The following is a 20069-nucleotide window of genomic DNA, read 5'->3' on the forward strand; positions in this document are numbered from 1 at the left end:
TTATGCTGGTTTAAGAATGATCTTGGGGGCGGCAACCCGGCCTTCGCGAATATCGCAAAACGCCTGGGCACCATCGGAAAGGGGGCGATTTTCAGCCCAGTCAAGCGGGCCAAGACGGCCGTCGAACATCGCCGCGCAAGTGTCGCGAAAATCTTGCGCGGTATAGGTATAGGTTCCGATAAATGTGATCTCCTGCAAGGTCAGGCGGCGAATATCGAGGCCGGCTGTCCCGCCCCCAAGGCCTACGTGCAAGATCACTCCGCCCGGACGGGTGGCGGCGCTGGCCGTAGCGCGGGTGGCGTCATAGCCTACACAATCCACGGTCACATCAAATAGCTTTCCGCTGATATCATCCGGAGACATCACTTTGACTGATGCATCCAGTTGCAGATAGTCACGGCGCAGCGTGTTAGGTTCAACCAAGGTAATATCCGGCACACCTTGGGCGACGAGGCTGATGGCAGCTGCAACCCCTATGGCACCGCCACCAATCACGAGGGCTGTTTCAACGGCCCCCTTTGGCAACGCCTCAAGTCCAAGACGCACAGCGTGCCAGGACACGGCGACAGGTTCGGCCAGGGCTGCTTTTTCAAGGGATATGCCAGTTGGCACCTTCACAAGATTGCGTTCGGGCATCGTGACAAATTCGGCAAACGCCCCTTCGCGCGGCGGCATCGAGATGATTTGCCGCGTGCTGCACAGATTGTCGCGACCCGCCAGACAAGCCGGACAGGTGCCGCATGTCACAAGCGGGTTGATCGTCACACGGGTGCCATCCCATGCACCGCCCAAGACGGTACCCGCCCCTTCGTGACCCAGGATAAGCGGTGCGGGACGGCGGTCGTCATGGCCCAGATAGGCATGCATGTCTGACCCGCAGATGCCTACACTGTCGATCCGGATCAGATGACAGTCCGGGGCCAAAACGGGGTCCGGCACATCGCAGAAATCCAATCCTTCGACACCGGTATAAACAAGCGCTTTCATTTTGCTGTAAACCCCCCATCGACCATTAAAACTTGCCCCGTCACATAGGCGCAGGCATCCGAACAGAAAAACAACAACGGTCCGTCAAGGTCTTCGGGTTCGCCGTTGCGGCCCAGACAGGTTTGCGCTGCGTTGCGGGCAGCACGTTCTTGGTCATTAAACACTGCCGCCGTCAGTTCGGTACGAAAGAACCCCGGACCAATCGCATTCACCGTGATGCCGTCGCGCGACCAAGCTTCGGCCATGGAGCGGGTCAGTTGTGCGATACCACCCTTTGACGCCCCGTAGCTAAGTCCGCCGGCAAAGGCGCGATACGATTGCAGCGAGGCGAAATTGACGATCCGCCCCCACCCCTTGGCCCGCATGCCAGGTACCAGATGCTGGGACAGGAAAAACGGTGCGGCTAGATTAAGGTTCAGCGTGATATCCCAGCCTTCCAGCGTAACATCATCCGCGACTTCGCGGGTGTTGATGCCTGCCGCATGTACCACAATATCGGGCGCTCCAAAGGGTTCAGCCGCAAGGCGCGCGATATCGGCAAGGCCTGCGCGGTCGTTCAGATCGTATGGCAGGGCAAATACTTCGCCTAGTGCCTCTGCTTGGAGCGTCGCCAGCGCGTCAGCGCGCCGAGCAATCGCAATTACCTTGGCTCCTGCCTGCGACAGCACCAGCGCTGCGCGTCGACCGAGGCCAGAACTGGCCCCGGTGACGCAGGCGACATGGCCGCTTAGATCAGGATGATCGCCCGGTTTCATGACTATTCTTCCACCTTCAGATCAAAGGTTTCGTTGGGGAAGAATTTGGCCAGCCGAATGTCGGCAGTCCGTGCATGCGCTTCCATCCCTTCAAGACGGGCAATACGCGCTGTGGCCACGGCAATCGGCTTGGCCCCCTCGCGGGTTGACCGCTGCCAGGTCACGATTTTCATGTACTTGTGCACCGAAAGCCCACCGGTATAGGTCGCAGCACGGCTGGTGGGCAGTACATGGTTGGTGCCTGACGCCTTGTCGCCAAAGGCCACTGTGGTTTCTTCGCCCAAGAACAACGAGCCATAGCAAAGCAGGCGATCAAGCCACCAATCCAGATCTTGGGCCTGAACGGTCAAGTGTTCGGGGGCGTATTCATCCGACGTCGACGCCATCTCTTCGCGGTCAGCGCACAAGATGACCTCGGCATAATCGCGCCACGCAGCGGTTGCGTTGGCTGCGTTCACCTCTGGCAGGGTTTCGATCAGGGTGGGGACAAGGCGCATCACCTCTTCGGCGATGCTTCGGTCATCGGTGACCAGCCACACGGGAGAATTGTACCCATGCTCGGCCTGACCGACCAGATCGGTGGCGACAACCATCGGATCGGCGGTTTTGTCGGCAAGGATCAGACTGTCTGTCGGTCCCGCGATCATGTCGATGCCAACGCGGCCGAACAAGATGCGCTTGGCTTCGGCAACAAACTGGTTGCCCGGGCCCACAAGGATATTCGCCTTCGGCAGCCCGAACAGACCAAAGGTCATAGCTGCAACGCCCTGCACGCCACCCATCGCCATGATCTTGTCCGCACCGCTGATATGCGCGGCATAGACAATCGCAGGAGCAATACCAACGTCGGGGCGGGGCGGGGAACAAGCCACGATATGTTTACAGCCTGCAACCTTGGCTGTGGTCACGGTCATGATCGCAGAAGCGATGTGCGAATAGCGGCCACCGGGCACGTAACAGCCCGCGGCATCGACCGGCATAACCTTTTGACCTGCGATCATGCCCGGAACTATTTCGACTTCGATATTGGTAAGGGTCGCTTTTTGCGCTTCGGCAAAGCGTTTCACGTTGTCGTGGCTAAACTGGATATCAGCTTTGACTTTTTCAGGCACCAGCGCGATGGCGGCGTCTATCTCGGCTTGGGACAGGATGATGCTGCCCTCGTATTTATCGAATTTCGCCGCGTACTCCAAAGCCTTCGCGTCGCCGCCGGCTTCGATATCATTCAGGATGCCCTGAACCAGATCATGCACATCCGAGGCACCGCTGCTGGGTGTGAGGGTCGCCTTCTTTAGATACTCGCGTGTCATGTTAAGAGTTTCCTATTGGTAAGCTTCTGGGAGAAGGATGGTTGAGATCGCTGGGATATAGGCGATCAGAAGGGTTACGATCAGCATGAAGATCACAAACGGGACGGCCTGTGCGGCAATCTTCAGTATTGATTCACCTGTGATGCCCGCAACCACGAAAAGGTTAAGGCCAAGGGGCGGCGTGATGAAGCCGACCCCCAAAGCGGTAATCATCATGATACAGAACTGAATTTCGTTCATCTCGATGTTTTGGGCCAAGGGGAACAAAATTGGGGCAAGGATCACGATATTAGGCGTGGTTTCCATTACGCAGCCCGCTGCTATCAGTATCAGGATCATCATCAGAATTAGCACCCAGGGTTCGTCACTGACGCTCGTAGCGGCTGCAACAAAACCCTGCGGCACTCCTAGGATTGCCAATGCCTGCGCCAGCGGCAGCGAGAAAGCGATAATCGGCAGGATCACCCCGTTCACCTTGGCCGAACTGACCAGCATCGCAGGGAAATCAGAAAACTTGAGCGTGCCAATGATAAAGCCGATGGCAATTGTGACCATAACGGCAATGGCTCCAGCTTCAGTCGGGGTCAGGCGTCCCGAAAAAATGCCGTAAAAGATGATGCCGGGAACCAAGAAGGCGTACCAACCGGATTTGATTGACTGCCAAAGGTTTACGGCCCATTCGCCGAACGTCATTAAGCCGCCGCCTTCGTAGGCGTGACGCCGATTGACAAGCGTGTTGGTGATTAGGATTGCCAGCAGCACCAGCAGCCCGGGAATGACGGCGGCCAGGAACAGGATCGACACGTTCACACCTAGCACAAGGCCAATGATAATATATGCAATTGAGGGCGGGATGAGGATGCCGGTGCAGGCACCCGCAGCGACCAGCGCACAGGCATAGGGGCGCGGATATCCGCTTTCGACAAGACGGTCGATGGTCATGCGACCCACCGCAGCGGCACCCGCGGCATCCGATCCTGAAATCGCTGCGAACATGCCGCAGACCAGAACCGTGGCCGAGCCAAAGCCACCCTTGGCCCAGCAAGTGATTGCTTCGGCCACATCGAGAAATTTCTTCGACAGACCGGTTCGCACCAACACGTCACCGGTCAGAATGAACAGCGGTACAGCCGTCAAAGCAAAGTGGTCGATGCCGTGAAACAAACTTTCGCCCAACAGGCTCAGTGGCAGTGCGCCCGAGATCATCAGCATCAAGATTGCGGCGGCTCCGATCGATGCCCAGACCGGTACGGCCAATGCGACAAGAACAACAAAGACGATGATCGGGATGTAGAAATCCCAGCCAAGCATGACGGGTTGGTTCTGTAGATTTTGCCAAAGCATGTCTTAGCCCTTCAATCGAACAGTTTATCGCCTTCGTAGACGGGACGCCCGTTACGAAGATCGGAGAGATCCCGAAGGAAGGACTGGACAAGCCGAAACGTGACCAGCGCGAAGCCGAAAGGCACAGCAAACAAAAACCAAACTTGGGAAATGCGCAGACCGTGGGTAACAGATCCAAATTTCCACGACACGTGGACGGCTTCCCAGGACCAATAAAGCGCGATCAGTGCGACGATGAACATGATCACATCGCCAAACATATAGATTAGAGTTTTAACAGTGTTAGGGACGTAGTTCAGGATCACGTCGATGCGGATATGGCCACGCTCTTTAACGGCCGCTGATGCGCCGATCCAAGCGAGGTAAATGAAGGAATAGCGCACCATCTCTTCTCCCCATATTGAGGAGTAAGAAAACACCTCGCGGCGGATGACTTCGATGAACATTGTGCCAACCAGCATTACGTAGAAAACAAGAAGCAGCCAACGCTCGGCGTTCTTGTCCAACGTATTATATATCTGCAACATACATTTCCCCCACTCAGGCGCGTTTAAAACGCTACCTGTTCCTTGAATTCAAAACGTCTCGTGAGTATGGTGTGGGCTGGGCCCCAGCGGGCTCCGGCCCTGAGTGCTTTAGGCGTCGTGGACGTAATGACGGCCCATGGTTCCCGCAGCTTCTTCGAGGCGCTTGAACGTATCCATGTCGCCGGCCAGGTCCATCTTGAACTGGTCCCACTCGGGCTTTTGGTAGCCGCCTGCTGATTTCCATTCGCCCAACTGATCATCGTTCAGCGTGTGGAATTCAACGCCATTAGACATCAGTTCTGACATGGCATAGGCGCGTGCGGCTGGCACTTTGGCAAGGTTCTGTGCCTGAGTGATTTCACCTGCGAATTCGATGCCTTCCTGAACGTCCAGCGGCAGCGAATTAAACCATTCTAGGTTGACCGAATAGACTTGGCTGTCTGGAACCGCTTGGGTGAAGGTCACGTGGCTCAGGATTTCACCGAAACCAAAGACATGCAAAGCACCAACCGATGGGTCAAGCGCATCAGCAACACCCTGACGGATTGCAGATGGCGTTTCGCCCCAAGCAACCGGTGTCGGATTGGCACCGACCATGCTGTAATACTGCTGCAACATCGCGGAACCGGGTACCCGGAACTTTACACCAGCCATGTCGGCGGGAGTGATTATGGCGGTGCCGCCCTGACGCACAGCAACAACGCGGGGATCGATGACGATGTAGAACAAGGACTTAAAGCCAGACGCCGCAATCTTGGGGTCAACTTCGCTTTTCCATGTGTCTGACGATGTCAGGTTGGTAAAGCGTTGGTTCGAGCCGCAAAAATATGGCAGATTGATCAGGTCAACGACCGATGCGAAAGGCGCAAAGTTGGCAAGCGAGTGCTGCGCGCATTGGATGGTGCCCGACTGCACTGCCTGCGCTAATGCGCCGCCAGCACCAAGCTGACCACCGGGGGCCAGGCGCACATAGACCTTACCGTTGGTCATGTTCTGGATGTTTTCTTTCAGATCTAGCTGCATGATGGGATAGCTGCGGTCAGCACCCAAAATATACGCTGTGGCCAGTGTCATTGTGAACTCGGCAGCGGCTTCACGCTCCCGCTCTTCGGATGAGGTTTGGGCCACGGCTGCGTTAGACCACAGCATACCACCTGCACCTGCGACCATGGCCGCCGTAAAGCCACCCGTGCCCGCTAGCTTCAGGAAATTTCTGCGTTCTTCGGAAACGATTTCTTTGTTGCGTTTGTTCATTATGGTTCCTCCCATATGGTTTGGATATTTTAGGTATCAGGCGTCTTCGCGCCCTTTTTTGTTTGTGTTTCTCGCTGAAGAATGCCGACCACAAAGGAAATTGATGCCGTCATCAGCATCAGCAGCTCCCCGACATTTCCAATAAGGGGGCCATCGCCAATCGCGCCTACGGCGACATTAGCTGTGAAGGCCAGAAGTAATATTAATGCTATAATAAATGCCATCTATCCCCCCAAATCGCTCATTTATTCGGCCATTCATGAACATGTAAGCGCTTACATTATTTTATGCAAGTGTTTATATTCGATTTAAGATAGCTTAGGGATGCATCTGAAACGGCCCTCGCTAATTTATTGATTTATATTAGAGCCGTGGCTCCTATCTCCGGTAGTTTTGACCCATGAAAAAAGTGTAAAGTCCCATGAACCGATCACCCGATTACAAACAGATTGCGACCCTCGCGGATGTTGCGCGCTACGCAAATGTATCCACGGCAACGGTTTCGCGCTGCCTGAATTCGCCAAATCTGGTCGTACCTCTGACGCGCGAACGGGTGCTAAGCGCAGTGCAATATCTGGGCTACACTCCGAATTTCGGGGCACGCGCTTTGGCCGCCAAACAGACCAACACCATCGGGGTTGTTATCCCCACGATGGAAAACGCGGTTTTCGCCCGTGGCATCCAGGCCTTCCAGGAAGAGCTGGTGCGCAACGGTAAAACGCTTCTGATAGCCTCGTCTGCCTACGACGAAGCCCTTGAGACCGAACAGGTACGCACGATTGTGGCACGCGGTGCCGACGGTGTCCTTTTGATAGGGTACCACCGCAGCGACGGCATTTATGACTTTCTGAAGAGGCGGTCCGTTCCTTTTGTCGTCGCGTGGTCTTTTGACCCCGACCGGCCAGAGCCAGCAGTAGGCTTTAATAATAAAGACGCCATGGCCGAACTGGCCCGACAGGTCATCCTTCACGGCCACCGCAATATCGCCTGTATTTCAGCCCCGACCGCAGCAAACGACCGGGCGCGCGAACGGGTTGCCGGCATCCGGCTCGCCATGACCGAAGCAGGGCTTTCCGAGGATCAACTTGAGTTAACAGAGACCCCTTATGGAATCGAGGCCGGCGAAATTGCCTTTCGATCAACCCTAGCTAAAGCGCCTAGTACCACGGCCGTGATGTGTGTAAACGATGTGCTTGCTATAGGCGCGTTGCGGGCGGCAAAGGAAATGGGGCTGCGGGTGCCTGATGATATCTCAATCACCGGTTTTGACGACATTGAGCTGGCCATGCTGGCCGACCCGGCCTTGACGACGGTGCACGTGCCGCACCGCGAAATGGGTCGGCGCGCGGCCAGCATGTTGATACAGATGGTCAAACAGCGCGAAGCCTGCGAAAGTATTGAGCTTCCTACCGACATACGCCTGCGACGATCTCTGGGGCCCACCCCAGGATAACAGGTTCCAATGGATTAAACATCCTCCAAAGGGTTTGTCGGAGAGAAAGAAGTTCTTGCGGCTAGCGATCCACTTTGCGCCATCCGTAGACAAGCCCCCGCCCGGAACGATCATATGGACATGCGGGTGGTGGGTCATCGCGGATCCCCAAGTGTGAAGGACCGACGTTATGCCAACCTTTGCCCCCAGATGTTTAGGATCGGCGGCGATTTTGACCACAGTGTCGGCGCTCGCCCACATCAGCAGATTATAGATCTCGCGTTTGTTCTGATATGCGATGTCAGCAATCTGCTTTGGCAAAGTGAAGACCAGATGGAAATACCGCACGGGCAGCAGCTCTGCCTCACGCGCTGCCAGCCATGTCTTCGCCGCACCCGCCTGACACTTTGGACAGTGACGATTGCGGCACGAATTGTAGGCGATGTGCTCATGCGCGCAGTCGGCGCACCGCGCGACATGTCCGCCAAGTGCCGCCGTTCGACATCGCACGATCGCACTCATGACTTTGAACTGGTTCAGGCTGATGTGCCCTGCGTTTGCCGCACGCCAGGCAGCACCATGGTCACGGAAGATATTCGCGACCTCCAGTGATGGGCCGGACATGGTGGCTTATGAAGGCTTAGGCTTGCCCTTCTTCCGCTTGGCCCCATTCAGATCATCTAGGGGGCTGTCCACTGCCGCGATCATACCCGTGGCGACGCTGGCATAGCGTGCTGTGGTCGTCAGTTTGGAATGCCCCAAAAGGGCCTGAATGACGCGGATATCCACGCCGCGCTCCAACAGATGGGTTGCAAAACTGTGCCTCAACGTGTGCAGCGTGACCGGTTTGGTGATCCCGGCTTCCCGCGCGGTCTCTTTGAATAGCCGCGAAATCTGCCGCGCTGAAAGGTGCTTGCCACGATATCCGGGGAAGAGGATCCGCTCGGGTGGTGACACATCCTTATCCTGACCGGTCGGACGTTCTATCCACCACGCGCGCAACAGCCCCAGAATGTCCGAGGGCAGCATGACGTTACGGTCTTTGCGGCCCTTCGCTTGCATGATGCGGATGATTTGTTGCGCGCTGTCGATATCGCCAACCTTCAGCTTGACGACCTCACCCGCCCGCAATCCGCAGCCATAGGCCAGCGACAGCATGACCTTGGCCTTCAGGCTTGGGTCCATGGCCAAGATGCGCTTGATCTCCTTCTTGCTGAGGACCAGCGGGACCTTTACCGGTTCCTTCAAATGGAAAACCTCGGCCACCAGATCATGACGTCGCAGGGTCACGCGGAGCAGAAACTTAACGCCTGTCATGGTTTGGTTCCGCGTGCAGATGCTGGTGCCGCTCTCGATTAAATGCTGTTGGAAATACTTCAAATCATCCGGCGTCGCCGTCTCCGGAGACCGCCCGAGTCAGGCCGCAAACCGCTTGCATGCACGCAAGTGACTGGTCTGGGATGCAGGGCCGAGATTGCGCCCGGACATATCCGCGATCATGCGCGCACGAAGGGGCGTCGTTGGTGTGGAATGCTGAATGTTCATGTGAAAACCCTCTGTCATCGAGGCAAAATCACCTCGACCAACATTACACACCCGACATCAAAACACGCGCAACATATTCCTATCTACCGCAACAGCCGACACAAGCGCCCTATCGCGAAGCGATTTAGTGCTTGGGCCGAAAGTAACAATATTTAGGAATGTTTGGCACCCGTTGTTGAAGGTAGTCTAAAGCAAAGAACGGCTGGCTCTGAATCGCAAAGCGTTATATTATAACACCCATGATCCCTTAGCTGTTCATCGAGGCAAACCATGACTATTCACACTAGATTTCATTCACCAGAACACGAAGCCGCATTTCGGGAAAGCTCGCTTCCCTACCGGCGCGGGAACCCCCATGCTCAGATATGCGGCGCACGTCTGCGCACCGGGGCTGCCTGCCCGAACCCGCCTTTACGAGAGGGCGCTGGGCGCTGCTTGAGCCATGCAGGTCCGAAAGCGGCGAACGAGCACCACGAGCGCTTGCATCAGGGTTTCATGTCGGGCCGGGTGAGTGCCGAAACATGGAACCGGGCCGAGGCACGGCGCGCTAAGAACCGGCTTGGCGACCAATGGAAGAAGAACTCTTGGTTGCCCGGAACAACTATCGACCTAGGGGGCCACGAAGACGCATTTAGGGCAGCGATTGGCGGCACCGATATAGACGCTCTGCCCCCCGCCGTCGTCGATTGGTTGCGCTGGAGATACCGGCGCACGCAGATCGACGCGCGGAACGACGGTGCGTGGCACAAAGCATTGACTCAGGGACTCCCAAAACGAGTCGCTAAGGCCGGTTTACGCCCCACTGATATGTCCAAGTACCTAAAAGCGCAGGGCGCGGCTCCTAGGACGTGGATTGCAGATAGTGAAGACGATCACGCTGCATATTCAAAGCGTAATATGCCGGACAAGCCCCGTGCACCGAAAGTCAAACGCGGGAAAGGCTATGCACGGCGCGGACGTCCCCGGACGCAACCTGCGGCAGACGACGAATACGGAGAATTGATGGAAGTGTATCGTGTGCACCGTGACGTGCTTGCACCGATCATGGAAGTGACACTGGGCGAAGCGCGGCAGCTAGCCGTTCTTCGATCCTTGCGGGACTACATGGCGCGACCACAGGACGCAAATGCCGTCCAGCAGTGGATAGATATCGTTACACAGGTTCAAGTCCGGTGATATAACCTGTCTTCGCGGAAACGGGGGTAAATAGAAAAGGCGCGCCGATATTGACGGCACGCCTCGTTGTTTTAGTATGCGGCTGGGTTAATGCAGCAATCTTCGCCCATCGCTGTAAAATAGCACGCATACGAGTGGTGCAAAATCTCCACTTCCTGGGCCAGACGCTTATTCTCTTTGCGCAAACGATCCAATTCTGCCGCATCTGACTTTTGACGACGCTTCGCTTCAGTTGACTCAAACGCTTCTATCTCAAGCCGCCACGTTTTTAGCTGCGTGCCTGTTATGCCAAGCTCTTTGGCTACGCTGCCCTGTGTCGCTCCTGGCTCATAAAGCCGATCAACCGCGCCTGCCTTGAAATCGTCAGTGTACGTTCTTCGATGTTGTCCCATTTGGTGCCCTGTTCCCGGACTGGGGGTAAAGTACCCCAATGTCCGGGAACAGGGACGAAGTTCAGAATTGTCAATACCGTTAAAGAGACCGCAAGGATGTGTTTTTGAAACCCCTTTTAAAACGCCCACTGGCCTCGCGATTTTCGTCGCCACGGCTTCGGCGGTACTGCAGCGATTTCCGTGATGGTAGGCTCGATTGAGGTTTCTTGCCGACAAAGCACTATGATGTTCCGTTTCAGAATATTACGAACGGTCGTTGGATACCATCTACCACCACGGGCTGTGGCTATTTTGCGGTCGTTTAAAGCATCGGCGATAAAGTGAAGGCTTTGTCCACGTTCAAATAGTTCCGCTATCGAGGGCATTACGGACATTGCAAAGACATTCGCATTTTCTGCATTCTTTAACGCCCCGCTTATTGCTGAGGGATATCTCTCTGCAGATCGGGCCTCGGTGGGTCGCGCGGATTTAACCGACCGCGACGACTTTCCGTCGGCCCTCCCTGACGCGAGTGTCGCGGCAGTCTTGCCAGAAATAATACGGCTTCGGCGCCGGGCTCGCTCCAAAAGCATGATCAATTTTTTCTGATGGAAGCTCGGAACGTCTCCTGATGCAACTTCAACTTGGCTCTCCAGCAATGTCGAGAGGAATACCGGCGAAAGGTCAAGGCGACCGAGTTTGGCAACAAGGAGCGTCGCATTCTCTTCCTTCGCCTTGATTAACGCGCGTGCTAATTGTGGTCGGGATCGTTCTCCATAGGTTTCGATCTCGACGAATTGCCCAACAAGTTTGTCATGAAAGGACATCCAAGCCACAACGGCCTGCTCCTGTTTCTTGAGATGATGGTGGGCCTGGTCGCCAGCGGGGATGCGATAATAGGCTATGAGGCGTTTCATAAAGGCGCGCTCTCGGAGAGCGACCAGTATATGCGATCTCCTCGGCGAGGAAATATGAAATGAATGTCAGTATTTTTCATCGTGTAAACTCGTTTCGTGAGGGTTTCTCTGTCCTGAAAAGGATCCACATAGTGACAATCTGCGTCACGACGCATTTTTTCATATGATCCGTCTGGGAGGGGGGCGGAGAATAATTCCATCATCATCAATCTACTCGGCACCTCAGGCGATATTTGGAATGCCCGCGGTAAGGCTTTTTAGAACAAACTTTGGATCAGCTTTACTTCACGGAAATGGATAACAGTCATGATGCTTTGAAGTGATGTCTGCGTCCCATTCTCAAGAAACTAGAAGATAAGGCAGCACTGCTATTTCTGCTATTTCCGCTATTTTGCGATAAATGTCTGCCACTGTGGCCCCCAAAATAGCAGGAATAGCAGGAATAGCGGGCCGCCAAACCCAAACTTACATTAAATTACCCTACATTAAATCAGATCTCATCCGGAGCATCACCCAGATTCTGCAACACGAACGATCCTATATGCCGTTGTGCGATGGGCACCTCGAACAACAGTTTCCGGCGGGATACGAACGATCCAACCATGTTCTTCCACAACAGCCAAAGCTTCTTTTACTTTCTTGGTGTCGCGTAGGGAGTTTGGGCCGTGCTTTACAACGTCACTCGGTAAAATTTCCTTGTCCGCCCATTTGTTAAGAAGCCATAGTCGCAACATTTCAGCCCTACTAGCTTTCTCGGAAACCAAAGCGGAGTCGACGAGACGTTTGGCTTCAATCAGATAGTAGCGCGCCAAAATAATAGCGTTTCCCATGGTATGGGCTGTGATTTCAGAAGCGTGCACGTTTTCCCACAAAGTCAAAACAGCGGCAATTCTAACAGCTTGCTCGGCACTTTTACTCGCAAAAGGGCATATGCTTGAATATTCGCCCCCCGCTTTTTGCCCTTCTTCAGTGGCTTTGAAATAATACCACAACCTGTCTGTTGCTTCATCCGATAAGGTTAAAGCAGGCGGATCAAGTTCGTTGTTTGAATCTTTCCTTAAAGGTGGTTCAGTTTCCAGCAACAGGCGAAGCTTTGCACCAAACGTTGCGATCTGTGCATCACTTACCGGATCATACCCGCGCCTCGTTCTTGTTCCAATCGTGCTTGGGGGCTCACAAATTAAGAAACGCGCCAAGAAACCTTGACTAGCAACAACAGGGTTAGCCAGCATTGGGCGAGCGGCGACCGGTTGCACCATGATGTGAATAGCCAACCTACGCCCATACATCGTCAGGCTGCCATCGCCCGCACGCGTTCTTACGATTGGTGCTCCGTCCCATAGGCTAGACAGCCCAGCGCACGTTTTTAACACATTGTCTTTATTCATGGCGTGGCCACCGATTAGACCTCCTCCTTCATCTGTGAGCAACCCGAGTGACGGATGGCTTTTTTCATATAGCTTAACCAACCCCTCAAACGTAGGCTCTGTGACCGTTCTGTTGGGCGCGCGAGGCGGGTGCGGTTGCGGGTGGAATGCTTCTAGCTCCGCATTTGCAGCAGCTTGCTTATCTGCAGTTTTTCCATCCATTGCGTCCATTAAGAGTTTTTCTCTCTTCTTTTCCCAAATCCTTAAATCAATGGCGTGCCGCTCCACTTCTGCGTTGTATATTTTTTGAGCATCCTGCTCATACACTCTGATCTGCTCAATCAATAGTTTATCACAACTGCTTTTACGCTCGCCCGACTGTGCGATAGTTAGGACAAATAAACTGCAGGGAAAAATTCGGCCTTCTGTCTCCACATTTCCAAAGGCTTGCGTGGCCAAAGATGCAATCGACAGAGCTGACTGTGCTGCAATAGCAATGGGTGCCTGGGTTTTGTCGTGGACGCCAAGTACCACTTCTTTGAGAGGGCCTAGTGCTTCAACCGGGAATTCTTCTCCCTCGGGGATTTCTCTGATTATTGGTTGTGGGGCATTCCCAAGAAACGGAGTGATTTTTGATGCAGTTTTGTTCATGATGCGGCCCCAGCGACAAGCACATCGTTCCAATCTTTCCCCCTAGGAGCTAGCATCAATGAAACAGACCAGCCCAGCGCTGTCGCTCGCCATGCAAGACTGGTTGCTGCCCGTTTGCCAGCCTCATCACCATCACCACCAATGATCAAGCGGTGGGCCAGCATAGGGAGTTCTAAGCCCTTAATGCCGCTTGTGGACAAGGCAGCCCAAACAGTGGGGGAGCGATCGCCGAAGATTTGCAACAGGCTTAGCCCCGTTTCAATCCCTTCGCAAACGATCAAGGGCCCGTCGCCATTGGAAAGCCCAACAGCACCACCGCTGCAAGGCCCTAACATCATCTTCGCAAAGGTTGCTAAACGCACGCCTCCATGCGTGAAATATGTTCTATGCACCCCGCCGCATGGTTCGACATTAGCAACCATAGCACAACACTTGCTGCTAGATGGTCCGTGATAGATATCCGGAACAAAGCGCAAGCTTTTTGGAAGCGGAATTGATATACCGCGACCTTGCAAGTATGCCTCCGCCTCGGTGCCTTGTATCGGCCTGCTTTCTTTCCATAAAGTGCGCGCCCTCCTTGTTTGGGCAAGCTGGCATTTGGTGAAGACTTTGACCGCCCCTTTCTGGGCTTCAAACTCATAGCCAGCCTCTCTTGTGGGCAGCTTTGCCGCCAATGCAATTTGCGCATAACTGCACTCCGACTTGAAACAATGGGCGAGAATTCTGTTTCCTTGCAGTAACAGGCTTAAAGCATTTTGATCGTTTCTACGTTCAGGCTGACAGATCGGGCACGGCGCCTGGCCTTTACCATTGTGATATGTGCCCCCCAACCTAAGCGTGAGTGATTGGATATCCATTTATACTATTCCTTCATTTCAGTTTTGGTTTGAAATTCGGAACGGGTCTGGTACACTAAAACTCTATCACAAGTCTAAAGTATCCCTCGAAAACCCCGTTTATCCGAATGGGGTTTTCGTTTATTTTGAAGGCTCGATGCGCTGGGCATTTGCCCATTTATTTAGATCTGAACCTTGATAAATGATTTTGCGGCCCTGACGGTAAAAGGCAGGCGAGCGTCCATGATGGCGCATTTGAGCCTGCTTCTCGCGGCTTCCAAGCAACGTAAGGATAAGTGGGTCCGTCACTTGATAGTGTCGTTCTTCGTCAAATAAGGCTGTCATGGGGTTATCTCCATAGGTTTAATTATGGTTCCCAATTAACAACGCGTATTTCGGCTTAAATAGGTGTCACGATTAAATTAGCGTTTCGAAACAGTGTCACGATTTACGCCCCGGCTTGGATAAATATGGGAAATCCTGTGCCACTTTCGCCCAAACTCGCTGCTGCGCTCGAACTTTCAATCCACTAGCAAACTTTGCAGCGAAGCGTTCTTTCGTTATCTTCGGGCAACCATTTTCTGTTAGGAACAGGCAAAACTCTCTCTCCACCATCCTTTCTGTTTTTTTGCTTTGTTCGGATTGGTCCTCAAGTCCACTAAATGTAAGTTGAGTTTTGTCATCATCGAGTTCTTTTTCACCTCGCATGTTCCAAAAATCTTTCCAGCCTTCATGATACAGCCTCTCTGGGATACAAACCGCATATCCGTCAAATTGCCTTAGAACGCCGGCTACTGATACCATGTCTTCAAATAAGCATATTTCCTTAGCTTCATCAGCTTCATCGTCCAGTTTTGAAAGATGGTCATACAGCTTCATGGAAATGGTACCGGTTCGGTAGTCTAAAAAAAGTTTTGGGCTGACATGCCCGATTTTATCGATATACGTGGAATCGAGGCTCTGGGCTATTTCATCTCCATTTACTTGTTGCTCAAGGTTTATTTCACAGTCCGTGTTAACCGCATCAGAAAAGAATTCACCCCGCTCTGAGAAATCTGAGGCATCTTTTCGTGAGACTTCCTCACATAAGTCATGTTGAGCCATCAATTCATCAGTTAGCTTAAGGGTTATGATGAGATCTTCACTAAAATGGCTGCACATAGCGCCCCAGCGGAATACCCCACGGGTAAATGGAATGTGACTTATTCGAATTGGAAAAGAGCCATCTTTGGTTAGGTGAAGTTCTTCTTTGCAAAAGTCCATTATCCACTGTTTTACTATGTCGTTAGGCATATCTGCATAAAACCTAGAAGAAAATAGATCCGCTTGATCCAGATATTCATGAGCTTGATAATCTTCGTTGTAGGCAGCCTCGAACAAGTCAATCAATGGGATATAACCAACGGGTGCAAACATTAAATTTCTCCTTACAATTCCAGCGCTGCTTCCGGCAACATACGGCGACCGGAGCTCCATCAAGTCTTTATGGCGCCTCAATGGATCAGAACGTGCGTAATTAAAACAGTCCCCACGTTATGTACATATTATAGCTAACTTCCCACTTCCAAAGTGCTGAAAACATAGAAGCATCCATCCAGCGGATAGTCTTTGTGCAATTAAGGGGGCCGAGGCGTCTTGTCCAAAAGCGACCTCATTCAGTCTCTCTAGAATGGTTGATTTTAATAGGTACTAGGGGCCCACTACTGGATCTTTTTTAGAGAAAAAAGCAATATTCACCGCTATGGAGATCACTTTTATAGACCTCAAAAAGCGATAGCGTTGATTGCCTCGAACTTTTGTTCGAGCGACGCCCCTGATCCGTAGCGTTCGCGCACAAGCGCATGTCCCATAAGGTCGGCTGCAAGCCTATCGGGCACGTTCTTGGCTAATAACCTGTCTTCAAAACTGTGACGCAAGCAATAGACGCTATGTTTGGGCGTTTCACGCAATCCGTTCTCGGTCAAAAACTTATTTATCGTGCCTGACAGGCTAGCGCTATCTGCCCCATATCGCGGAAACCCTTGGGGATGCGCCCTGAACGATTCTAGGCTCACCCCAACCAAGGGTATTGTGCGCTCCGAGTGGTGATTTTTGAGGGTGCGACCCACTGGTTGGATGATGATATGAGGGATGTTGTGATCAAGCCTGATTTGATCGCTTGTGAGGCAAGCCCCTTCGGAGGGTCTGTATCCGGTGTTTATCATGCCCAACAGGATCGCGCGCGCTTCCGTGTTCAATCCGTCCATGGCGCCAGCTTTGAGAAGCTTTTCCCTGATCCACGTATCCGAGAAGGGTGGGCGCGCGTATTTCTTACCTTCCTTTATCTTCAACCCATCAAATGGAAGTGTGAGGTTAAGCCCCTTGGCGCGGTTCACCTTGCGCAGAATGGATGTCAAATAGGTGAAATCCTTGTTAGCCGAATTTGGCGTGACGCCTTCCCCTTCGATCCGGTCCATCCACCAGCTCCTGAACTCATTCATCGTGTCTGGGGTGATTTGTTCCAACTCAAGATCACCCACAATGTCGATGAAGTTTTTGAATGCTTTCATCCGAGGATTGCGCCAATGTCTGATCTGCAAATCGCTTTTCCCCTGCACCATATCGCGCGCCATGGGCCAATATGCGTCCAATGCCCCGCTCAAGGTTAATGCGGGCGGATCAACGGTTCCAGCCAAGGCGGCAAGTTCGGTTTCGTTTATTTTCCCTGATTTGTCGGTGGCCGCTTCTATTCGTTTCAGAACTTCTTCGAGCGGGAGTTGAACCACTTGTAGTGCGGTCAGATAGGTGAAGCCTTTGCTCTTGGCGATGTTGATCGCGGCTTGGTATCGTCTTTCCGCGCTGTCGGAATCCCCCTCAAGACGCAATTCCCACGTGGCAATGAGATAGTCCCAAACCTTTCTGGCTTTTTCTTCTGCTATTTGCCTGGAATCCGTGTTCAGGGAGTACCGTATCATCTTGCGCTCCTCAACCTGTCGGTATCGGATAGGCACCCGTTTTCGCATGGAATAAATTCCGTTACGCTGTTCTAAGCTTTTCATTCCATCCGCCGCTATTGTGACTTTGCAAACAGTTATCAGCATTACGCGCAGAATGACAAGTGTACCTAATTGTGTACCAACCTGTGCACCAAAACTCGAAGCAATCCTGCATTCTTACTTGACGCAATTGCTGCCTTCAAAAGGAAAATTTTGCACAAATCATTTAAAACCAGCGCGTTAACGAAAGATTTCTCGTTTTCCATACCAAAGCTCAGGGAAGGTTCTGGCGGAGGAGCAGTCCGCCTTCGTACATTCCAACCCGTTCCGAAAGGCTCCCACAACCAATTATAAATAAAGGTAATAATTCCATACTTGATCCTATACGTTCCTACACAATCCTGTACAATCCCCCATTAGGTGGGGGATATTATGGGGGATCAAAGATGACCACTGGTGGTATCCGCAAACCTGAAAAAGCATTGACAGTGCAATTCGTGAAATCGGTCACGACAGCCGGAAAATATTTCGACGGGAATGGCTTGTTCCTACGCGTGAAATCGAACGGGACCAAGCAATGGGTGCAGCGCATCACTATTCGCCGCAAACGCTGTGAGCTCGGGTTAGGCAATCCATCGCTGGTATCCTTGGCGGCAGCACGGGAAACGGCACTCGAGAATCGGAAGCTGGCGCGATCGGGTGGCGACCCAATGCGCGCAAAAAAAGAAGCCGCTGCAATGTTAACCTTTGAACAGGCTGCTAGAACAGTTCACGAACTGCATAAGCCAACATGGCGCAATGTGAAGCACGCAGCGCAATTCATAAGCACGCTGGAAACCTACGCTTTCCCTCGCATGGGTAATCTAAAAGTAGGTGATGTGGAACCTTCCGATGTGCTGGCTGTACTGTCACCTATCTGGACGAAAAAGCCCGAGACCGCACGGCGTGTGCGGCAACGTATTGGCACCGTAATGAAATGGGCGGTTGCGCAGGGCTGGAGCCAAGACAACCCAGCGGATGCAATTGCACAAGCCCTGCCCAAAATCACAAAAGTGCAAAAGCATCGGAAATCCCTACCCTATCAGGAAGTGCAAAGCTGTCTTCGCACTATCAAAGCATCAGGTGCTGGGATCACCACCAAACTGGCTCTGGAATTTCTTGTTTTGACTGCGTCGCGATCTGGCGAGGTACGCGGGGCATTATGGTCAGAGTTTGATTTTCATGGGGCGTCCAGTGCGACAACGGCGACAATGGCGACATGGGAAATTCCAGCCGAGCGGATGAAAGCAAAGAAATCGCACCGCGTCCCAATTTCAGAACGAGCTCTCACTCTTCTACGAGAGGCGGAGCCAATGATTGATGATACTGGCCTCGTGTTTGTAGGCACAAAAATGGGCAAACCGCTTTCAGATATGACCTTATCCAAACTTGTGAAAGAACATGGCTTTGAAGTGGACGTCCACGGGTTCCGCACTTCGTTCCGTACGTGGACGCAAGAACAGACAAACTTCCCGAGAGAAGTCGCGGAAGCCGCTCTTGCGCATAAGTTGGGCGACGCAGTGGAGCAAGCTTACGCCCGATCGGATTTGTTTGATAAACGGCGCATAATGATGGAAAGTTGGGCAAATTTTATCTCTCTTTCAGAGAGGGCCGTCTAAAAGACTTGAAACGAATAAGGACACGAACGCTGGAAACCTTCAAAGCGATTTCCTGTAGTCAGATCAACTTTGCTACTTTCTGGTCACGCCTGTTCCGACGAGCGGATAACGCGGCGGATTGCACTGCAATCGAAAGGACCCCACATTACAACGGCATTGACAACAAGGTTGCAGGGTCGGTTCCCAACACTTTATTTGGCCTGATCAATTCAGTGCATGTCGACTACTATTTCAAAAACAGGGCAAAAGCCCTTCAAGATTTTTTTTCACCTAAGGTCACGGAGTTCTAATTGGTGGATAATTTTTTGAACGAAGGTGTTGCCTTGCAATCCCGACGATTGCAGTCATAACTTTACGTTGTTCTGAAAAACGCGGAGTTTACTATAGAATGGTCATTAGTGAAGACGACGCTGATCGATTGATCGCAACAATACTGGATGCGCTGACGGATAAAAATTTGGAGCCAAACGGATCCGGGGTCAATGATCTGATTGGTCAGTGGCGCGCCGAGATTGAATCAGGACGGGCGATCGACCGAAAGTTGACCTACAAGCAAAGCCCTGGTCTCGATGAAGTCAGTGGTACTCCTCGCTCTGGAACCTCCACTTCTGGTGACTTCGTTGGCAAAGAGGAATTTACTAAAGTTGAACAATTCGATCTTTTGATAGAGACTCTCGGCCTAGCTTTTATGGCCCCACAAATGATGGCATCACGCTTTCTCGACAATATCGAGAAATTTTCTTCGCCAGAAAATAGTGGAAAAGCTGAACCTACTAAGATTTCTCTCGCCGATGGCGGTGACTCTGAAGGTGCAGTGCGGCACATAAATCGAGAAAATGTTGCTCAATCGGCAGCGGCAACAGATCAGCTGGGAAAGCTTCTCCAAGAGTTAGCTAAAGAAGCTGGGCTGAAATTGCGCCAGTTTAAAACTAGTGTTGAGGAAATCTGATGCCACTACGCGCAG

18 protein-coding genes and 2 pseudogenes are annotated in these 20069 nt (G+C 52.7%); 4 read left to right on the forward strand and 16 right to left on the reverse strand.

Annotated features, from left to right (window positions below):
- From AB9F27_RS12950 to AB9F27_RS12980, 7 genes are all read right to left on the reverse strand, one after another.
- A complete protein-coding gene (locus tag AB9F27_RS12950; RefSeq protein WP_369757806.1) occupies nt 1–987 on the reverse strand; it encodes an alcohol dehydrogenase catalytic domain-containing protein in 987 nt (328 codons plus the stop codon).
- Nucleotides 984–1742 (reverse strand): SDR family NAD(P)-dependent oxidoreductase, encoded by a 759-nt coding sequence (locus AB9F27_RS12955; RefSeq protein WP_369757807.1) that lies wholly within the window; start codon nt 1740–1742, stop codon nt 984–986. The genes AB9F27_RS12950 and AB9F27_RS12955 overlap by 4 nt, the downstream gene beginning before the upstream one ends.
- Before the next feature lie 2 nt (nt 1743–1744).
- On the reverse strand, nt 1745–3052 hold the full coding sequence (gene hisD, locus AB9F27_RS12960) for a histidinol dehydrogenase (RefSeq protein ID WP_369757808.1): 1308 nt from the start codon (nt 3050–3052) through the stop codon (nt 1745–1747).
- 12 nt (nt 3053–3064) lie between these two features.
- Nucleotides 3065–4396, reverse strand: coding sequence for a TRAP transporter large permease (locus tag AB9F27_RS12965; RefSeq protein ID WP_369757809.1), 1332 nt, complete (start codon nt 4394–4396; stop codon nt 3065–3067).
- An 11-nt stretch (nt 4397–4407) separates the two neighbouring features.
- A complete protein-coding gene (locus AB9F27_RS12970; RefSeq protein ID WP_369757810.1) occupies nt 4408–4923 on the reverse strand; it encodes a TRAP transporter small permease in 516 nt (171 codons plus the stop codon).
- Nucleotides 4924–5031: 108 nt separating this feature from the next.
- On the reverse strand, nt 5032–6177 hold the full coding sequence (locus tag AB9F27_RS12975) for a TRAP transporter substrate-binding protein (protein WP_369757811.1): 1146 nt from the start codon (nt 6175–6177) through the stop codon (nt 5032–5034).
- Nucleotides 6178–6206: 29 nt separating this feature from the next.
- Complete coding sequence (locus AB9F27_RS12980; RefSeq protein ID WP_369757812.1) at nt 6207–6401, reverse strand: hypothetical protein; 195 nt, start codon at nt 6399–6401, stop codon at nt 6207–6209.
- A gap of 197 nt (nt 6402–6598) precedes the next feature.
- On the opposite strand from AB9F27_RS12980, the gene AB9F27_RS12985 reads away from it, so the two are divergent.
- Entirely contained in the window at nt 6599–7630 is a 1032-nt protein-coding gene (locus AB9F27_RS12985) for a LacI family DNA-binding transcriptional regulator (protein ID WP_369757813.1), read from the forward strand.
- Between the two features lie 42 nt (nt 7631–7672).
- Here AB9F27_RS12985 and AB9F27_RS12990 read toward each other — a convergent pair.
- Nucleotides 7673–8233 (reverse strand): annotated as a pseudogene (locus AB9F27_RS12990) (transposase zinc-binding domain-containing protein); the annotation flags it as partial.
- Between the two features lie 6 nt (nt 8234–8239).
- Nucleotides 8240–9154: pseudogene (locus tag AB9F27_RS12995) on the reverse strand (tyrosine-type recombinase/integrase).
- A gap of 270 nt (nt 9155–9424) precedes the next feature.
- Here AB9F27_RS12995 and AB9F27_RS13000 point away from each other — a divergent pair.
- Nucleotides 9425–10330, forward strand: coding sequence for a hypothetical protein (locus AB9F27_RS13000; protein ID WP_369757814.1), 906 nt, complete (start codon nt 9425–9427; stop codon nt 10328–10330).
- Nucleotides 10331–10401: 71 nt separating this feature from the next.
- Here the strand turns inward: AB9F27_RS13000 and AB9F27_RS13005 are convergent, their stop codons facing one another.
- The 7 genes from AB9F27_RS13005 to AB9F27_RS13035 all read right to left on the reverse strand — a co-directional run bounded on the left by AB9F27_RS13005 (nt 10402) and on the right by AB9F27_RS13035 (nt 17552).
- Nucleotides 10402–10722 carry a transposase gene (locus tag AB9F27_RS13005; protein WP_369757815.1) on the reverse strand — a complete coding sequence of 107 codons (321 nt, stop codon included), beginning with the start codon at nt 10720–10722 and terminating at the stop codon, nt 10402–10404.
- A gap of 116 nt (nt 10723–10838) precedes the next feature.
- Complete coding sequence (locus AB9F27_RS13010; protein WP_369757816.1) at nt 10839–11618, reverse strand: recombinase family protein; 780 nt, start codon at nt 11616–11618, stop codon at nt 10839–10841.
- Between the two features lie 509 nt (nt 11619–12127).
- On the reverse strand, nt 12128–13636 hold the full coding sequence (locus AB9F27_RS13015; RefSeq protein WP_369757817.1) for a YfjI family protein: 1509 nt from the start codon (nt 13634–13636) through the stop codon (nt 12128–12130).
- A complete protein-coding gene (locus AB9F27_RS13020) occupies nt 13633–14493 on the reverse strand; it encodes a toprim domain-containing protein (protein ID WP_369757818.1) in 861 nt (286 codons plus the stop codon). The genes AB9F27_RS13015 and AB9F27_RS13020 overlap by 4 nt, the downstream gene beginning before the upstream one ends.
- A gap of 120 nt (nt 14494–14613) precedes the next feature.
- Nucleotides 14614–14817 carry a MerR family transcriptional regulator gene (locus AB9F27_RS13025; protein WP_369757819.1) on the reverse strand — a complete coding sequence of 68 codons (204 nt, stop codon included), beginning with the start codon at nt 14815–14817 and terminating at the stop codon, nt 14614–14616.
- Between the two features lie 96 nt (nt 14818–14913).
- Nucleotides 14914–15888, reverse strand: a complete 975-nt coding sequence (locus tag AB9F27_RS13030) for a hypothetical protein (RefSeq protein WP_369757820.1) — start codon at nt 15886–15888, stop codon at nt 14914–14916.
- Between the two features lie 347 nt (nt 15889–16235).
- On the reverse strand, nt 16236–17552 hold the full coding sequence (locus AB9F27_RS13035; RefSeq protein ID WP_369757821.1) for a DUF6538 domain-containing protein: 1317 nt from the start codon (nt 17550–17552) through the stop codon (nt 16236–16238).
- Nucleotides 17553–17893: 341 nt separating this feature from the next.
- On the opposite strand from AB9F27_RS13035, the gene AB9F27_RS13040 reads away from it, so the two are divergent.
- The gene (locus AB9F27_RS13040; protein WP_369757822.1) at nt 17894–19105 is read left to right on the forward strand and encodes a tyrosine-type recombinase/integrase; all 1212 of its coding nucleotides are present in this window, start codon (nt 17894–17896) and stop codon (nt 19103–19105) included.
- Nucleotides 19106–19493: 388 nt separating this feature from the next.
- On the forward strand, nt 19494–20054 hold the full coding sequence (locus tag AB9F27_RS13045) for a hypothetical protein (RefSeq protein ID WP_369757823.1): 561 nt from the start codon (nt 19494–19496) through the stop codon (nt 20052–20054).
- Nucleotides 20055–20069 lie beyond the last annotated feature (15 nt).

It is taken from the genome of Falsihalocynthiibacter sp. CO-5D18 (genome assembly GCF_041205445.1).
Lineage (GTDB): Bacteria > Pseudomonadota > Alphaproteobacteria > Rhodobacterales > Rhodobacteraceae > Falsihalocynthiibacter > Falsihalocynthiibacter arcticus.

What these genes read in the sequence shown, in the direction of transcription:
- AB9F27_RS12950 (WP_369757806.1), bottom strand. Translation starts at nt 987, where the DNA reads ATGAAAGCGCTTGTTTATACCGGTGTCGAAGGATTGGATTTCTGCGAT.
- AB9F27_RS12955 (WP_369757807.1), bottom strand. Translation starts at nt 1,742, where the DNA reads ATGAAACCGGGCGATCATCCTGATCTAAGCGGCCATGTCGCCTGCGTC.
- hisD (WP_369757808.1), bottom strand. Translation starts at nt 3,052, where the DNA reads ATGACACGCGAGTATCTAAAGAAGGCGACCCTCACACCCAGCAGCGGT.
- AB9F27_RS12965 (WP_369757809.1), bottom strand. Translation starts at nt 4,396, where the DNA reads ATGCTTTGGCAAAATCTACAGAACCAACCCGTCATGCTTGGCTGGGAT.
- AB9F27_RS12970 (WP_369757810.1), bottom strand. Translation starts at nt 4,923, where the DNA reads ATGTTGCAGATATATAATACGTTGGACAAGAACGCCGAGCGTTGGCTG.
- AB9F27_RS12975 (WP_369757811.1), bottom strand. Translation starts at nt 6,177, where the DNA reads ATGAACAAACGCAACAAAGAAATCGTTTCCGAAGAACGCAGAAATTTC.
- AB9F27_RS12980 (WP_369757812.1), bottom strand. Translation starts at nt 6,401, where the DNA reads ATGGCATTTATTATAGCATTAATATTACTTCTGGCCTTCACAGCTAAT.
- AB9F27_RS12985 (WP_369757813.1), top strand. Translation starts at nt 6,599, where the DNA reads ATGAACCGATCACCCGATTACAAACAGATTGCGACCCTCGCGGATGTT.
- AB9F27_RS13000 (WP_369757814.1), top strand. Translation starts at nt 9,425, where the DNA reads ATGACTATTCACACTAGATTTCATTCACCAGAACACGAAGCCGCATTT.
- AB9F27_RS13005 (WP_369757815.1), bottom strand. Translation starts at nt 10,722, where the DNA reads ATGGGACAACATCGAAGAACGTACACTGACGATTTCAAGGCAGGCGCG.
- AB9F27_RS13010 (WP_369757816.1), bottom strand. Translation starts at nt 11,618, where the DNA reads ATGAAACGCCTCATAGCCTATTATCGCATCCCCGCTGGCGACCAGGCC.
- AB9F27_RS13015 (WP_369757817.1), bottom strand. Translation starts at nt 13,636, where the DNA reads ATGAACAAAACTGCATCAAAAATCACTCCGTTTCTTGGGAATGCCCCA.
- AB9F27_RS13020 (WP_369757818.1), bottom strand. Translation starts at nt 14,493, where the DNA reads ATGGATATCCAATCACTCACGCTTAGGTTGGGGGGCACATATCACAAT.
- AB9F27_RS13025 (WP_369757819.1), bottom strand. Translation starts at nt 14,817, where the DNA reads ATGACAGCCTTATTTGACGAAGAACGACACTATCAAGTGACGGACCCA.
- AB9F27_RS13030 (WP_369757820.1), bottom strand. Translation starts at nt 15,888, where the DNA reads ATGTTTGCACCCGTTGGTTATATCCCATTGATTGACTTGTTCGAGGCT.
- AB9F27_RS13035 (WP_369757821.1), bottom strand. Translation starts at nt 17,552, where the DNA reads ATGCTGATAACTGTTTGCAAAGTCACAATAGCGGCGGATGGAATGAAA.
- AB9F27_RS13040 (WP_369757822.1), top strand. Translation starts at nt 17,894, where the DNA reads ATGACCACTGGTGGTATCCGCAAACCTGAAAAAGCATTGACAGTGCAA.
- AB9F27_RS13045 (WP_369757823.1), top strand. Translation starts at nt 19,494, where the DNA reads ATGGTCATTAGTGAAGACGACGCTGATCGATTGATCGCAACAATACTG.